This window comes from Pyxidicoccus fallax, from assembly GCF_012933655.1.
Taxonomy (GTDB): domain Bacteria; phylum Myxococcota; class Myxococcia; order Myxococcales; family Myxococcaceae; genus Myxococcus; species Myxococcus fallax.
Map to the genome: position 1 here is coordinate 1 of NZ_JABBJJ010000136.1, position 14,653 is coordinate 14,653.

Sequence of the window (14,653 nt, forward strand, 5' to 3'; positions counted from 1 at the left end):
AGACCGCCCCCACCACCGAGTCCCCTGGCCTGCCGCGCACGCTGGGCCTCGACGTGAGCCTCACCGTGGGCGCCTCGCCCCTGGACGGGAGCGGCCTCGCGCGCGGGCTCGCGCTCTCCTGGCGCACACCCGGTCCCGGAAGACTGCTGCGCTGGGGCGTGAGGGGCAGCTACTCGCTGACGCCGGACGCGTGGGTGGACAGCGCCTCGCTCCAGCGGGCCTCGGTGCTCGCGCTGGGCGGAGTGAGCGGCCGTGGCGCGCTGGCCCCCTTCGCGGAGGTGGGCGCCGGCTGGCTGATGCTCGTGGTGGACAAGCCGGCGCGCCGCGAGGGCGACGCACTGGGCCTCACCACGCGAGCCGCCGCGGGCCTCCGCTGGAAGGCGGGAGACTTCGCGCTGCGCGGAGCGCTGGGCGTGGACCTGGACGGGGTGCGCGTGGACGGCCGCCGCCGCTGGACCTGGGCCCCCGGCCTCGAACTCGGCCTGGAGCGCTGAACCCACCCCACGGGGCCGGGCCACCAGCCCGGCGAGCGATACGCCCCCGTATCGTCCTCCCTCCGGCCGTGCCCGACTCGCGCTCCGGAGCGAGCCGGAGCACCGGGCGCGCGGGGTGCTCATCGACAGACACCCGGCTCCGGGCCCCGCGACCCCCCGCGCGCTTGCACGGTGTGCCCCCGCACAACGTCACGGGCCATCACGCAAGGGGCCCCCGGGTGGTGCCTCCGGGCGCGAGCCCCCTTGCCCAGTATCCGCGGGAACGTGCCCACCGCGCCTCGCGGAAGGGCCCGCACCCGAGAGGGGGACACAGATGAACCGAACGCGTTGGAAGTCCTGGATGGCCGTGTTGCTGACCGGCCTCGTCGTGCTCGCACCCGGCTGCGATGACGATGACGACGACACCCCGCCTCCCGAGGAGCGCCCGGAGGAGGGCGCGCGGCTGCGCGTCATCCATGCGTCGCCGGACGCGCCCGCGGTGGACCTGTACGCGGCGGGCAGCACCACGCCGCTGGTCACCAACGTGGCGTATGGCACCGCCACGCAGTACCTCACCCTGGAGCCGGGAGAGGTCGCGGTGGACATCCGTCCCGCGGGCGCGCCGCCCGAGTTCCCCCCGGTCTTCACCACCGGCACGCTCACGCTGTCCGCCGGCGAGCAGGTGACGGTCATCGCCGCGGGCCTGCTGAACGAGGACGACGCGGACGAGACCTTCCGCTTGCTGGCGCTGCGCGAGGGTTTCGGGGAGGACCAGGCCGGGCAGGCCCGCGTGCGCATCGTCCATGCGTCGCCGGACGCGCCCACGGTGGGCATCGACGTGGGCAACGACGGCTCCGTGGAGGTCGACAGCCTGGAGCGCTTCGCGGACACCGGCGAGACGGGCGTGCTGCTCCCGGCGGGCACGGCCCTGCAGGTGGGCATCACCACCGGAGCGGGGGACACGCCGGTGACGGCCTTCACCGTGCCGGCGCTGCCCGAGGGCGCGGAGGTCTTCGTGGTGGCCACCGGCCTGCTGGAGCGCAAGCCTCGCGAGGAACAGGGCTTCGTCCTGCTGCCGGCGGGGCCGGAAGGCGCGCTGGGCCTCGTGCGGCAAAACCCGGTGGTGTACGCGCTGCACGCGTCACCGGACGCGCCCGAGGTGGACATCTTCTCGGGTGACACGCAGGTGGCCGGAGACCTCTCCTTCGGCGAGCTGTCCGGGCCCATCCAGGTGCCGCCGGGGACGTACACGCTGGACTTCTTCGCCGCCGCGTCCGGAGACGACCGTCCCTCGGGCGCTCCCGCCGCCAGCAGCGGCACGCCGGAGCTGGCCGCGGGCGAGCGCTACCTCGTGGTGGCCTCGGGCTTCCTCGCGCCCGAGGCCGGCGTGCCGGGCTTCACGCTGCTGCCCTTCGCGGAGGCCTTCCTGGAGGACCCCGTCTCCGCGAAGGTGCGGGTGGTGCACGCCGCGCCGGGCGCGCCCCCGGTGGACGCGGGCCCGCTGGCGCAGGACGGCACCGTGCCAGCCGATGCCCCCGTGAGCAACCTGGCCTTCTCCCAGGCCACGGTGCCCGCGGGCGTGTCGCTCCCGCCCGGCACGGTGACCCTGGGCGTCGTTCCCACGGGCGCGGAGGACCGCGCGCCCATCGCCCGGTTCCGCGTGGACGCGACGCCCTTCGTGGGCAAGGGCGTGTTCGCGGTGGCGGCGGGCGCGCTGGCACCCGAGGACGACCAGCCCGGCTTCCAGCTCCTCGTGGTGGACACCTCCGAGATGCCCTGGGAAGTCAGCCCGGTGCGGCCGCAGCCGTAGCGGGGGCAGGGCCTCGAGGGTCCTCCGCCCTCGATGCCCCCGTCCACGCCGTGGGCGGCGCGCTGTGAACGGCGTTGACACCTGGGGCCGTGCGCCGCCGCAAGCGCGCGGAATCAGGCCGGTGCCTCGCTGGCAAGGCGCTTGCGATGGCCTTCCTCCGAAAGGGGAAGGCCATGGACGGACGCGGCACGCGGTGGGGCGAGGCGAAGCTGGACCGGAGCAGGGTGCTCCGCTGGAGCCTGCTGCATGCGGGCGCGCTGGTGGGCGGGGCGCTGTGCTTCTCGTGGAGCGCCGTGGCCGTCTTCGCCGTGCTGACCGCGGTGACGATGTGCCTCGGCGTGTCGGTGGGCATGCACCGCGGCCTCATCCACCGCGCCTTCCGCGCGCCGCTCGCGGTGGAGCGGACGCTGGCGCTGCTGGGCGCGCTGGCCGGGCTGGGCGGCATCATCGGCATGACGCGCATGCACCACCTGCGCGACTTCCACCAGAACCAGCCCGAGGCCGACTGCCCGCCGTACTTCGCCTACCGCGACGGCTTCGCGCACGTCATGGCATACGCCCTCTTCCACACGTGGCACCCACGCGACGAGGCCGTGTACCCGCCCGTGGACCCGCGCGTGCGGGACGACGCGTTCTATCGCTTCCTGGAGCGCGCGGGACTGTGGCTCCAGGTGCCGCTCGCGCTCGGGCTGTACGCGCTGGGCGGCGTCGATTGGGTCGTCTGGGGCGTGCTGGTGCGCCTGGCGCTCACGCAGGACGGCTTCTGGGCCGTGCACTACGTGAGCCACGTGGAGGGAGACCAGCCCTACGAGCTGCCCGGTTGCGCGGAGCAGGGACGCAACGCGGGCTGGCTCGCGCTCGTGAGCATGGGCGAGTCGTGGCACAACAACCACCACGCATACCCCGGCTCGGCGAGGATGGGACTCGACTGGCATCAGCCGGACCCGGGCTGGTGGGCGGTGCGCGCGCTGGCCGTGCTCGGGCTCGTGCACGACGTGAAGACGCCCGCGAACCTGCCGCTGCGTCCCGGAGCCCTCCGGCGGAGCCAGACGCGCCGGCCGCTCAGAAGGCATACCCCAGAGACAGCGTGAGCGCAGGCGCTCACGGTCTACAGAACATCGGAGACGCCCGGCGCCGTTTTCGAGCGACTCCTCCGCTCCTTCCAGCCGTAACATCCCCTCCTCTGGAGCCCCTGAAGGAGTGGACCTCGACATGATGCGTTCCCGCGTACTGATGGCCGTGCTGCTGTCCGCGCTCAGCGCCTGTGGTGGCGATGACGATGAGGACGGCGACAACAACGGAGGGGCCGACCGGCGGACGAACGTCACCGGGAGCTACGCCATGACCGGCTCGCTCGAGTACGTCGTCTTCGGGGTCTCCGATACGGAGCCGGTGGAGCAGCAGCGCATGCGCGTCTCCAACGGCTCCAGCTCCGGGTCCTCGCTGGTCCTGAGCCTCGAAGACGGCGTGGCCTGCCAGCTCCAGGCCACGATGACGGGCGAGCGGACCTTCTCCCTGCAGGAGTCGCGGTGCGAGATGCCCCAGGAGGACTGCTCGCTGACGTTGATTGTCCGCCGCGGCGAGGGCCGCCGCGAGGCCGGCGGAACGCTCACGCTCTCGGGCGAGGGAAACGTGGAGACGGACTGCCTCCCCATCCCGACCTCGGGCACCTTCACCCTGGAGCTGAGCGGCAACCGCACCGGGGACTAATCGCTCAGCCTCCGCCCACCACGCGAAGCTGCCGGCGCGGGGACGCGGCGGAGGCCAGCACCTGGGGCGCGGGCCATACGTCTCGCGAGCGGCCCGCGGTGAGGAACTCCACCGCGGGCGCCACCACCTCCGGCGCGTAGAGGATGCGGTGGTGTCCCAGCCCCTCCGTGCGCGTCAGCGTCGCGCCCGGCCACGCGCGCACCACCGCCTCGCCCGCCTGGAGCGGCACCTCGCCGTCCTTCACGTCGTGGAAGACGCGCAGCGGCACCCGCAGCAGGCCCACGAAGTTCGGCAGCGCCAAGTCGCGCATGCGCACGTCGAACCGCGCCTCGATGCGCGCCTGGATGCGCCCGTGCACCTTCTCGGGCAGCCCCACCGCCTGCCCGAAGGCCCTCACGCCCCCGCGCGGGTCCGACGGCGGCGACAGGAACACCGCGCGCTCCACCTTCAGCCCGTCCCGCATCGCCACCGCCGCCGCCGCCGCGCCCAGCGAGTGCGCCACCACCGCGAACGGGCCACCCGTCGCGTGCCCCACCTCCGCCACCATCTCCGCCATTTCCGGCAGCGAGCTGGTGCGCCCGGACGACGCCCCGTGCCCCGGCGCGTCGTACGTCACCACCGAGAAGCCCGCCTCCACCAGCGGCGCCACGTAGGCCGACAGCTGCCCGCCGTAGCCGCTCCACCCGTGCACCAGCAGCACCCGCGGGCCCTCGCCCCAGCTCCACACCGCCACCTGCTCGCCCGCCAGCTTCAGCATCCGCTGATGCCCCCGCGCCAGCACCGCCTCCGACGTCCGCGAGCGCCTCGGCCGCCACGGCGTCAGGAACGTCCGCTCCCCCCACGCCGCCGCCAGCCCGGGCGCCACCGTCCCCACGCTCCGCGCCGTCGCCCTCATGCCCCACCGCGCCAGTTTCGTCCGAACGTTCGTGCTATTTTCTGCCATGACGAGGTCCTCCTCGAAGGACACCAGAAGCGAAAGAAGTCAGGGAGCCGGGGCCCGGGCCGCGGTGAGCAGCGCCTCGAAGGCCCGGCGGGCGCGCGTCTCCGCCAGCGGGTCCCTCATCAGCCGCTGCGCGTGGTGGAAGCCCAGCATCACCGCGTACTCGTCGTGGGCGAACTGGTCCACGTCCACGTCCTTGCGGAAGTGCCCCTCGGCCACGGCGATGCGCGCGGCCTGCGCCAGCACGTCCAGCCAGTCCCGCTGCGTCTGCACCAGCTTGTCCCGCGCGGGTCCGGGCGCGTCGTCCAGCTCCACCGACGCCGCCACGAAGATGCAGCCGCCCTCCAGCAGCTGGTCCCGGTCCCACGCCAGCCAGCCGTCGAAGAGCGCCCGCACCCGGGGCTCGCCGCGGGGCTTCGTCAGCGCCGGGCGGATGACGTGCTCGGTGAAGGCCGCCGTGGCGGCCTCCAGTACCTCCACCTGGAGCGCCGTCTTGGATTTGAAGTGCGCGAAGAGGCCGCTCTTGGACAGGCCCAGCTCGTCCGCCAGCCCGCCGATGCTCAGCCCCTGCAGGCCCACCCGGCTCGCCAGCCGGATGCCCTTCTCCAGGATGGTCTGATGGGTGAGCTCGCCCTTCCGCATGACCTGGATATAAAACGGTCGTGCTTTTTCCGCAACCGGACGGGCTCAGCCCTCGGTGTTGCGCAGGAAATCCGCCACGTTGGCGAAGCGCTCGTCGAGGAAGCGGCGCAGGCCGCCGGAGATGCCGCGGGCGTCCAGGGCCTTGCGCATGCAGCGCAGCCAGGCGTCGCGCATGCCGGTGTCCACCGGCAGATGGCCGTGGCGCATGCGCAGGCGGGGGTGGCCGTGGCGCTCCATGTAGTGCTGTGGCCCGCCCAGCCAGCCGATGAGGAACAGGCCGAAGCGCTCGCGCGTGCCGGCGTTCACCCGGCCCTGCGCGTCCAGCTCGTGCAGCCGCGCCAGCGCGGGCTCGTCGGCGTCCATGGCGTCATAGAAGGCGTTGGCGAGCGCCTTCACCTCTTCCTCCCCTCCCAGCCGGTGGAAGGGCAGGTCATCCATGGAGGGGACCCAGTCGTCCGAGGGGGGCGTCTTCAGTTCAACAGGCATGGCTTCCTTCAACGGCGAGAGGGGCCCGCTTCCATCCTGACCGGACGTGGAGCCCCAGGCATCCGGGAATCCAGGGCTCCGGGGAGTAGACGGGGTGGCGGGCGGTACACACCTTGCTCCTTCGAGAATTGACCTTCGAAAGACGCGGTTGCTAAGGCCAGACTTCTAGTGACCTCCCATCCTCGCGTCACGCGTGATGACGCACAGCCCGCTCCCTCCGTCTGGGTGCTCGATGACAGCCCGGTGGAGACCGAGGCCATCCGCCGCGCCCTGACCCCTGACTGCCGGGTCGAAACCTTCGCGGATGGCGCCGAGCTGCTGGAGGCCATCAACCAGAAGCCCGCCCCCGAGCTCATGGTGGTGGACTGGTTCCTTCCGGGCATGAATGGCCTGGAGGTGTGCCGCTTCCTGCGCGGCAACCCCGCCACCGCGCACCTGCCGGTGCTGCTGCTCACCGCCAACACGCGCCCCGAGGACATGGTGGAGGGGCTGACGGCGGGCGCCAACGACTACGTCTTCAAGCCCTTCCGCCCGGCGGAGCTGTCCGCGCGGGTGCACGCGCTGGTGCGCTGGGAGCGGATGCGGCGCCGGGCGCTGGAGGAGGAGCGCGCGCGGCGCCTGCTGGCGGAGGGCACGCTCTCGGAGGTGCAGGCCGCCGAGGAGCGCGCCTGGCGCAGCGAGCTGCGCTTCCGGCTGGCCGCGCGCGCCACCCGCGACGCGGTGTGGGAGTGGGACCCGCGCACGGACAGCGTGGACTGGACGAGCGGCGTGCACGAGCTGTTCGGCTACGCCACCTCGGCCGTGCGGGACACCTTCGCCTGGTGGGCGGAGCACCTGCACCCGGAGGACCGCGCGCGCGTGGTCCAGGGCCTCCAGACGACGGTGGCGGGGACGGGGCACGAGTGGCAGGACGCCTACCGCTTCCAGCGCGGGGACGGGAGCTGGGCGCACGTGGTGGACCGCTGCCACATCGTCCGCGACGCGGAGGACCGGCCCGTCCAGGTCGTCGGGGCGATGCAGGACGTCACCGAGCACCACGAGGCGGAGGCCGCCAGGGCCCGCCTGCTGGAGCTGGAGCGCCGCGCGCACGAGGAGACGGACCGGCAGCGGGCGATGCTGGCCACCCTCTTCGAGCAGGTGCCGGCCCTGCTCGGCGTGCTGCGCGCGCCGGACCAGCGCTACGTGGTGGCCAACGCCCGGATGCGGCAGCTCTGCGGAGACCGGCCGCTGGTGGGGCGCACCTTCCGCGAGGCGCTCCCCGAGTTGGAGTCCCAGGGCTTCCAGGAGCTGCTGGACACGGTGTTCGCCACCGGTGAGCCCTTCAGCGCCCGCGAGATGCCCGCGCGCATCGCCCGAGGCGACGACGGCACCCTGACCGAGGGCTACTTCGACTTCATGTACCAGCCCATGCTGGACACCCGCGGCCGGGTGGAGGCCGTCATCCTCTTCGCGGTGGAGGTGACGGACACGGTGCTGGCGCGGCGCAAGGAGTCCGAGCTGGCCGGAGCGCTGCGCGACAGCGAGCAGCGGCTGCGCTCGGCGCTCGCCGCGGCCAACGTGGGCACGTGGCAGCTGGACCTGAAGACGCGCAAGGACCTGCGCGACGCCAACCTCAACCGCATCCTCGGCCTGGAGCCGCGCGAGGGGCTGTTCCCCGTGGAGGACTTCGCCGCCCGCATCCACCCGGAGGACCGGGCCGCCGTCGAGGAGGCCAGCGAGCGCGCCATCCGCGAGCGCGGGGGGCTCGACATCGAGTACCGCATCCTCCGCCCGAACGGCACGGTGCGGTGGATTCGGGACCAGGGACAGGTGCTGCTGAACGCGCGCGGCGAACCCACGCACCTCACCGGCGCGATGGCGGACATCACCGAGCCCCGGCGGCTGACGGAGGAGATGCGCGCGCGGGCGGACTTCGAGCGGCAGCTCATCGGCATCGTCAGCCACGACCTGCGCAACCCGCTGAGCGCGATAACGCTGGCCGTGTCGGTGCTCATGCAGCGTGGCGGGCTGGAGGAGCGGCTGCAGCGGCACGTGCAGCGCATCCACCGCTCGGCGGAGCGGGCGACGCGGATGATTCGGGACCTGCTGGACTTCACCCGCGTGCGGCAGGGCAGCGGCATCCCCGTGTTCCCCCGCGCGGTGGACCTGCGCGAGCTGGTGCACACCGTGGTGGACGAGGTGCAGGCGGCCGCGCCGGGCCGGCGCATCGTGGTGGAGCACACCGGCAGCGGCGCGGGGACATGGGACCCGGACCGGCTGGCGCAGGTGCTCAGCAACCTGCTGGGCAACGCGCTCCAGTACAGCCCGCCGGACACGCCGGTGCGGCTGGCCTCCCGGGGAGATGAGAACGGGGTGGTGCTGGAGGTCCACAACCAGGGCGAGCCGATTCCGCCGGAGCTGCTGCCGCGCATCTTCGAGCCGCTGGAGCGCGGCGTGGAGCGGCCGGAGGACCGGGGCGGGCGCAGCATCGGCCTGGGGCTCCACATCGTGCGCAGCATCGTCCAGGCACATGGCGGCACCGTGGAGGTGCACTCCACGGGCTCGGAAGGCACCACCTTCACCGTGCGGCTGCCGCGCCACGCGCCCGTGAGCGCCTCGGTGGACCGGGACGGCGTGGCGGCGGGGTAGCCGCGTGCCTCACGCGGCCTGACGCTTCGGCTGGCGCTCGCGGGCCGGGGAACTCACGCGGCCCAGCGCTTCGGGCGGCGCTTGAGGGTGGTGAGGCCCAGCCGGTCGCAGAGCGACTCGTAGCTGTTTCGGGGAACGCCCGCCCACGCGAGGTCCGCCAGCGACGCCGTGCCCGGCAGCGGCGCGTCCGTCACCAGCGTGGCGAGCCGGCGGTACAGGAGCGCGGCCTCGCGGTGCTCTCGCAGCGTGGCGGCCAGCTTGTCCGCGCCGCGCGGGCGCACCGTCCACGCCGACGCGTCCGCCGGAATCGCCTCCAGGTGGCCATAGGCGCTCAGGAGCGCGGACGCGCCCTTCTCGCCGAAGCCCGGCAGTCCGGGGATGCCGTCCGCATCGTCGCCCATCAGCGCCAGCAGGTCCGGCACGCTCGCGGGGGACACGCCCATCTTCGCGCGCACGCCGTCCTCGTCGATTTCCTTCTCCTGCCGGCGGTCCACCTGCACCACCTTCTTCCCGCGCACGCACTGGCCCAGGTCCTTGTCCGGCGTGAGCAGCCGCACCTGCTCCACCTCGCCCGCGAAGCGCGCCGCGGCCGTGGCCAGCGCGTCGTCCGCCTCCTGGTCCTTCATGGACCACACCCTCACGCCCAGCGCGGCCACCGCCTCCTCCGCGAGGTCGAACTGCGCATGCAGCTCCGGCGGCACGCCCTCGTCGCTCTTGTAGCCGTCGAACAGCGCGTTGCGGAACGAGCGGATGGGGTTGTCGAACGCCACCGCCACGTGCGTCACGCCTTCCGCCTCGTCGTGCAGCAGCGCGAGCAGCGAGGACATCAATCCCACCGTGGCCTTCACGTCCTGGCCGTCCGGCGCCGCGTGGCCCGGCCGGGGCGAGAAGTGGGCGCGGTACAGCTCATAGGTGCCGTCCACCAGATGCAAGCGCATGTCGCTCCGTCTACCTTTCCCCAAGCGCCCCGGCCAGTCCGGCCGCGCGCGGTGACAAGGGACTTTGCCCTCGGGGGTGGGAGCGTACACGCATGCCCGCCCGCCCACCGGGCGGCCCTGTCTCGGGCGAATTGCCGGCCTGAGGGGACGGCCTCACCTCTCAGTGTGGGCGCGACACCCCGCGCCCGATGTCCCGACGGCTGGAGGTGAACCGTGCGCCCGAAGCTGATTGCCGCCCTGCTGTGCCTGACCGTGGTCGGGTGCGCCGGACAGCGTGTGATCCCCGTTCCCAATGAACGCCGCGTGGAGGCCGAGGCCTCGCTGAAGGCGGCGGAAGGTGCCGGCGCCAGCCGCGTCCCCGAGGCCGCCCGGCATCTGGAGTTCGCCCGGCAGCAGATCGCCGACGCGGAACGGCTGCTGGTCGAAGGAGAGCAGGAGGCCGCGGAGCTGCGCTTCATGCAGGCCGATGCGGACGCGGACCTGGCGCACGCGCTGGCCCGCTCCGTTCCCATCCAGCGGCAGGCGGACCGTGCCGTTCAGCAGGCGGAATCCATCCGCCGCGGTAGCCAGTAACCGCCAGCCCGAGAGGAGAGCGTCATGGTGCGTTGGAAGCATGGATGGAAGGCCCTCGCCGCCGCGACGGCGCTGGTGTCCGTGGGATGCGCGAGCGGACCGCCGCCGCGCGAGCTGCTCGAGGCACGCTCAGCCTACCAGGAGCTGTCCACCAGCCCCGAGGGCCGTGAGCGTCCGCAGGACGTCGCGGAGGCCCGCGACGCGCTGTTGGAGGCGGAGCGGGAGTATGACCGCAGCAAGGACTCTCCCCGGGCGCGCTCTCTGGCGTACGTGGCGCTGCGCAAGGCGGAGGCAGCCGATGCCCGTGGCACGGCGGACCTGTCCGCCCGCCGCTTCGCCGAGGCCCAGGCGGCGCTGCAGGAGGCCCAGGCCCTCCAGCGCCAGCGCGTGGAGGCGGAGCTGGAGGCGGCGCGGCAGCAGCTCGCCCAGGCGGAGCGGGAGCGGCAGGAGGCGCTCGCGCAGCAGCAGCGCGCGTCGATGATGGCGCAGTCGCAGCAGGCGGAGGCGGAGCGGCTGCGGGCGGACGCGCAGCGGCGCCAGGAGGAAGCCGAGCGGCTGCGGGCGCAGGCCCAGCAGCGGCAGAGCGAGGCGCAGCGGCTGCAGGAGGAGACGGCACGGCGTCAGACGGAGGAGCAGCGCCGCCTGCAGGCCGAGGCCGAGGCGCAACGGCTGGCGCAGCAGAACCAGGAACTGCAGCAGCGAGCGTCGCAGCTCGAGCAGGAGCGCCAAGCGCGCCAGCAGGCCGAGCAGCAGGCCGAGCAGGAGCGGCAGGCGCGCATGGAGGCGGAGCGCAAGGCCACCGAGGCGCTGACCCGGCTGGACGAGACGGCGAAGGACCTGAAGGTCCGCGAGGAGGAACGCGGCCTGGTGGTGACGCTGTCGGGGAGCGTGCTCTTCGCCTCGAACGCGGTGGACCTGCTGCCAGCGGCGCGCGACAGGCTGACCGAGGTGGCGGACGTGCTGAAGGAGACGCAGAGTCCGCTGCTCATCGAGGGCCACACCGACTCGCAGGGACCGGACGCGTACAACGAGGACCTGTCCTATCGCCGCGCCGAGCGCGTGCGTGAGTTCCTCACGACGCAAGGCGTGCCGGCGGAGCGCATCCGCATCCGGGGCCTGGGCGAGTACCGGCCGGTGGCCACCAACGCCTCGCCCGAGGGCCGCGCCAACAACCGCCGCGTGGAAATCATCATCGAGCGCGAGCAGCAGCGGGCCGTGGGCGGCGCGGGACAGGGCACCGGCGGCGCGGGTTCGCAGCAGCAGCCTTCGCAGCCGTCGCAGCCTCCACAGCAGCAGCCCTCGCAGGACACGGGCGGCACCAGCACGGAGCCTCCGCAACAGCAGGGCACGGGCGGCTCGGGCTCGCAGCCGCAGCCCATCCAGGGCCAGGGCGTCCAGGGCCCTGGCACGCAGGGCAACCTGCCGCGGGCCACGGACCCGGCCACGGGCGTCACGGGGGAGCAGGACGAACAGAAGACGCCTCCCTCCACGAAGGAGGGCGGAACGGGTGGCAGCGGCAGTGGCACGCTGGACGATGACATCCAGGAAGGCGTCACCCCGCCACAGCCCGGCGCCCAGCCCGGCCAGAGCGACACACAGCCGCCTCGCTGAGCGCGGCGGTCCCGCGGAGCAGGCCCTCGCGGACACCTCGAGGTCCGCGAGGCGCTTGCTGCCCGCGAGTGACTCCCGCCATCCGGTTGCGACACCTACCGCCCCCGGGAAACGCTAGCCTGGGGGCGGTTCCGCGCCATGGCCTCGAACATCACGCCCCTGCTCACCACCGAGCGCCTGCACCTGGTCCAGCTCCCACCCGACGCGGCGTGGCGCGTGCTCGCCTACCACGAGGCCAACCGCGAGCACTTCGACCCGGTGTCCCCGGACCGGCCCGCCAACTTCTTCTCGGTGACGTACTGGCGCACGCGCCTCGCGCAGGACCGCGAGGACTTCCGGTACGACGTCTCCCTGCGCCTGTTCCTCCTGCCGCGTGACGAGCCGCTCGGCTCGGCGCCCATCATCGGCAACGTGTCCCTCACGCAGATCCGCCGCGGCCCGCTCCAGTCCGCGGACCTGGGCTACGCGCTGGACCACCGCTACGAGGGCAAGGGCTACATGACGGAGGCCCTGCGCGCCCTGTGCGACTACGCCTTCGGCGTCATGCGCCTGCACCGCCTCCACGCCAACCACCTGCCGGAAAACCTCAAGAGCGCCGCCGTGCTCGAGCGCCTGGGCTTCGCCGTGGAGGGCTACGCGCGCAGCTTCCTGCGCATCGACGGCCGCTGGCGCGACCACGTCCTCACCGCCCGCATCGCCCCGGAGACCGCGGAGGGCGCCCGCTAGCGCAGCGGCGCCGCCACCTTCGTCCCGGGCAGGTTCGGCGGGGGCAGGTGCGTGTCGAACCACTCCACCATGCGCCGCGTCCGGTCCCACTGGTGGTCCAGCTTGCGGATGTGGTGGCCCTCGTCCTCGTAGACGACGAGCTGGGTCTTCTGCCCCAGCGCCTTGAGCGCCTTGAAGAACTCGTAGCTCTGCGACGCGGGCACCTCCACGTCGCGCTCGCCGTGCAACAGCAGCGTCGGCGTGCGTACCAGCTTCACGAAGTTGATGGGCGAGCTGCGCGTGTACACGTCCGGGTCGTCGTACACGGACGCGCCGAAGTACGGCAGCATCCACGTGTCGATGCGGTTCGTCCCGTAGTAGCTCTGCCAGTTGGAGATGCCCGCGCCCGCCACCGCCGCCCGGAAGCGCTGCGTCTGCGTCACCGTCCACATCGTCATGTAGCCGCCGTAGCTCCACCCCGTGACGCCCAGGCGCGTCGGGTCCACCGGCTCGCTGGCCAGCACCGCGTCCACGCCCGCCATCACGTCCCGCAGGTCGCCGTACCCGAAGTCGCGCCGGTTGGCCTGCGCGAACTCCGCGCCCTGCCCGAAGCTGCCGCGCGCGTTGGGGAAGAAGACGTAGTAGCCCTGGCTCGTCAGCAGCAGCGCCTGCGGGTGGAAGCCCGGCAATATCGCCGCCGCCGGCCCGCCGTGAATCGACGTCACCATCGGCGCCCGCGCGCTGCCCACCGGCACCGTGGGCGGCGCCATCAGCCAGCCCTGCACGTCCAGCCCGTCGCTCTTCCACGTCACGCTGCGCACCGCGCCCACCGGCAGCTTCACGTCCGCGTTGTGGCGCGTGATGGCCTTCCAGTCCCCCACCGGTCCCACCCACACGTCCGGCGCGCGCGTGAAGGACTCGCGCACCGCCGCGCTCAGCGCTCCGTCCTTCGACAGCGAGGCTCCCACCGCGCCGCCAGCGCTGATGCGCTCGGGGCCCTGCCACAGGATGCTCACCCCGCCCTTCACCGGGTCCACCGCCGCCAGCGCGGACTCTCCCCGCGCCTGCGCGCCGAACACCAGCCGGCCCGGCGCCACCCAGCTCAGGCTCGTGGCAGTGGCCTTCATCCCCGGCGTGACGTTGCGCGCCTTGCCGCCCGCCGCCGGCACCACGTACACGTCACCACCGTTGGAGCCCTGGTCGCTCATCAGCCCCTCGATGAAGGCGACGTGCTTCCCGTCCGGGCTCCAGGTGGGCTCGGCCATCGCCCACTTCGGCGAGTGCAGCACCCGCGCGCGGCCGGACGCCACGTCCACCGCGTGCAGCTTCGCCACCCACCAGTTCGCATCCCCCGGCGGAAGCGAGGCGGTGATGGCGAGCGTGTCGCTGTCCGGGCTCCACGCGTACTCGAAGACGTAGAGGTGCTCCGGCGTCACGAAGCGGTGGGCGCCGTCCTTCACGGAGACGACGGCCGCGCGCCGCACCGGGTACGCCTCCTGCACCACGCCCGTCTCGCGGGACGCGGGCCCCGTCGGCCCCTTGGCATGCTCGGCACCCGCGCCCTGCATGACGAGCACCGCGACCGAGTCCCCATCCGGCGCCCACTCGGGCGACGTGGCCCCCGTCGGAAACGCGGTCAGCTTCCGCGCCGGGCCGTCGGACACCTCCGCCACGTAGAGCTGCTGCGGCCCGCCCAGGCCCGCGTCGGACAGGAACGCGAGCCGCGTCCCATCCGGGCTCCACGTCAGCGACGACTCGTTGCACGCGGTGGAGCCCAGGCAGACGGTGACGCGGAAGGGCTTCGCGCCCGGCTCGCCGAGGTCCAGCACCTGGATGGCGCTCCCGCCGTTCCGCGCCCCATTCTCCGTGCCGGTCTCCACCCAGGCCACGCGCTGGCCACCGGGCGCGAGCGCCACCTGCCGGAAGCGGACGGTGCGCGACAGCGACTCGTAGACGTCGCCGAGCGGCGGACGCACGGCCTTGGCCACCGCGCCCCGCAACGCCACGTCCGCGCGCTGCAGCTCGGCGCTCTGGGTGTCCTGCTGTGCGAGGACGGCCGGCGCTCCGAGGAGCACCGCGCCCAGTCCGAAGATTCGCGCCACCCGCGACATCGTGTCCCCCCAGGTTGGGTCAGAGA

The 14,653-nt window shown here is 73.3% G+C and carries 12 protein-coding genes and 1 pseudogene; 8 read left to right on the forward strand and 5 right to left on the reverse strand.

Features of this window, described 5'->3' with window-relative positions; translation table 11 throughout:
* From HG543_RS26620 to HG543_RS26635, 4 genes and pseudogenes are all read left to right on the forward strand, one after another.
* Positions 1-494: pseudogene (locus HG543_RS26620) on the forward strand (hypothetical protein); the annotation flags it as partial.
* A 340-nt stretch (positions 495-834) separates the two neighbouring features.
* Complete coding sequence (locus HG543_RS26625; protein WP_169347677.1) at positions 835-2,283, forward strand: DUF4397 domain-containing protein; 1,449 nt, start codon at positions 835-837, stop codon at positions 2,281-2,283.
* Positions 2,284-2,429: 146 nt separating this feature from the next.
* Complete coding sequence (locus HG543_RS26630; protein ID WP_169347678.1) at positions 2,430-3,374, forward strand: acyl-CoA desaturase; 945 nt, start codon at positions 2,430-2,432, stop codon at positions 3,372-3,374.
* 121 nt (positions 3,375-3,495) lie between these two features.
* On the forward strand, positions 3,496-3,993 hold the full coding sequence (locus tag HG543_RS26635) for a hypothetical protein (RefSeq protein ID WP_169347679.1): 498 nt from the start codon (positions 3,496-3,498) through the stop codon (positions 3,991-3,993).
* A gap of 4 nt (positions 3,994-3,997) precedes the next feature.
* Here HG543_RS26635 and HG543_RS26640 read toward each other — a convergent pair whose 3' ends face one another.
* The 3 genes from HG543_RS26640 to HG543_RS26650 are packed head-to-tail and all read right to left on the reverse strand — an operon-like array spanning position 3,998 to position 6,061.
* Positions 3,998-4,936, reverse strand: a complete 939-nt coding sequence (locus tag HG543_RS26640; RefSeq protein ID WP_169347680.1) for an alpha/beta hydrolase — start codon at positions 4,934-4,936, stop codon at positions 3,998-4,000.
* 39 nt (positions 4,937-4,975) lie between these two features.
* Positions 4,976-5,575, reverse strand: a complete 600-nt coding sequence (locus HG543_RS26645) for a TetR/AcrR family transcriptional regulator (RefSeq protein ID WP_169347681.1) — start codon at positions 5,573-5,575, stop codon at positions 4,976-4,978.
* Between the two features lie 45 nt (positions 5,576-5,620).
* The gene (locus HG543_RS26650; RefSeq protein WP_169347682.1) at positions 5,621-6,061 is read right to left on the reverse strand and encodes a group II truncated hemoglobin; all 441 of its coding nucleotides are present in this window, start codon (positions 6,059-6,061) and stop codon (positions 5,621-5,623) included.
* Positions 6,062-6,229: 168 nt separating this feature from the next.
* On the opposite strand from HG543_RS26650, the gene HG543_RS56855 reads away from it, so the two are divergent.
* On the forward strand, positions 6,230-8,689 hold the full coding sequence (locus HG543_RS56855; protein WP_169347683.1) for a PAS domain-containing protein: 2,460 nt from the start codon (positions 6,230-6,232) through the stop codon (positions 8,687-8,689).
* Positions 8,690-8,742: 53 nt separating this feature from the next.
* Here HG543_RS56855 and HG543_RS26660 read toward each other — a convergent pair whose 3' ends face one another.
* Positions 8,743-9,627 (reverse strand): 5'-3' exonuclease, encoded by an 885-nt coding sequence (locus HG543_RS26660; RefSeq protein ID WP_169347684.1) that lies wholly within the window; start codon positions 9,625-9,627, stop codon positions 8,743-8,745.
* Between the two features lie 213 nt (positions 9,628-9,840).
* On the opposite strand from HG543_RS26660, the gene HG543_RS26665 reads away from it, so the two are divergent.
* The 3 genes from HG543_RS26665 (at position 9,841) to HG543_RS26675 (ending at position 12,537) form a co-directional block, all read left to right on the forward strand.
* The gene (locus HG543_RS26665) at positions 9,841-10,200 is read left to right on the forward strand and encodes a DUF4398 domain-containing protein (RefSeq protein WP_169347685.1); all 360 of its coding nucleotides are present in this window, start codon (positions 9,841-9,843) and stop codon (positions 10,198-10,200) included.
* Between the two features lie 24 nt (positions 10,201-10,224).
* The gene (locus tag HG543_RS26670; protein ID WP_169347686.1) at positions 10,225-11,811 is read left to right on the forward strand and encodes an OmpA family protein; all 1,587 of its coding nucleotides are present in this window, start codon (positions 10,225-10,227) and stop codon (positions 11,809-11,811) included.
* A gap of 138 nt (positions 11,812-11,949) precedes the next feature.
* The gene (locus HG543_RS26675; protein ID WP_169347687.1) at positions 11,950-12,537 is read left to right on the forward strand and encodes a GNAT family N-acetyltransferase; all 588 of its coding nucleotides are present in this window, start codon (positions 11,950-11,952) and stop codon (positions 12,535-12,537) included.
* On the opposite strand, the gene HG543_RS56450 is transcribed toward HG543_RS26675, so the two are convergent.
* Positions 12,534-14,618 (reverse strand): S9 family peptidase, encoded by a 2,085-nt coding sequence (locus HG543_RS56450; RefSeq protein WP_343073444.1) that lies wholly within the window; start codon positions 14,616-14,618, stop codon positions 12,534-12,536. The genes HG543_RS26675 and HG543_RS56450 overlap by 4 nt on opposite strands.
* Positions 14,619-14,653 lie beyond the last annotated feature (35 nt).

What these genes read in the sequence shown, in the direction of transcription:
- HG543_RS26670 (WP_169347686.1), top strand. Translation starts at nt 10,225, where the DNA reads ATGGTGCGTTGGAAGCATGGATGGAAGGCCCTCGCCGCCGCGACGGCG.
- HG543_RS26630 (WP_169347678.1), top strand. Translation starts at nt 2,430, where the DNA reads ATGGCCTTCCTCCGAAAGGGGAAGGCCATGGACGGACGCGGCACGCGG.
- HG543_RS26640 (WP_169347680.1), bottom strand. Translation starts at nt 4,936, where the DNA reads ATGGCAGAAAATAGCACGAACGTTCGGACGAAACTGGCGCGGTGGGGC.
- HG543_RS26635 (WP_169347679.1), top strand. Translation starts at nt 3,496, where the DNA reads ATGATGCGTTCCCGCGTACTGATGGCCGTGCTGCTGTCCGCGCTCAGC.
- HG543_RS26660 (WP_169347684.1), bottom strand. Translation starts at nt 9,627, where the DNA reads ATGCGCTTGCATCTGGTGGACGGCACCTATGAGCTGTACCGCGCCCAC.
- HG543_RS26675 (WP_169347687.1), top strand. Translation starts at nt 11,950, where the DNA reads ATGGCCTCGAACATCACGCCCCTGCTCACCACCGAGCGCCTGCACCTG.
- HG543_RS26645 (WP_169347681.1), bottom strand. Translation starts at nt 5,575, where the DNA reads ATGCGGAAGGGCGAGCTCACCCATCAGACCATCCTGGAGAAGGGCATC.
- HG543_RS26625 (WP_169347677.1), top strand. Translation starts at nt 835, where the DNA reads ATGGCCGTGTTGCTGACCGGCCTCGTCGTGCTCGCACCCGGCTGCGAT.
- HG543_RS26650 (WP_169347682.1), bottom strand. Translation starts at nt 6,061, where the DNA reads ATGCCTGTTGAACTGAAGACGCCCCCCTCGGACGACTGGGTCCCCTCC.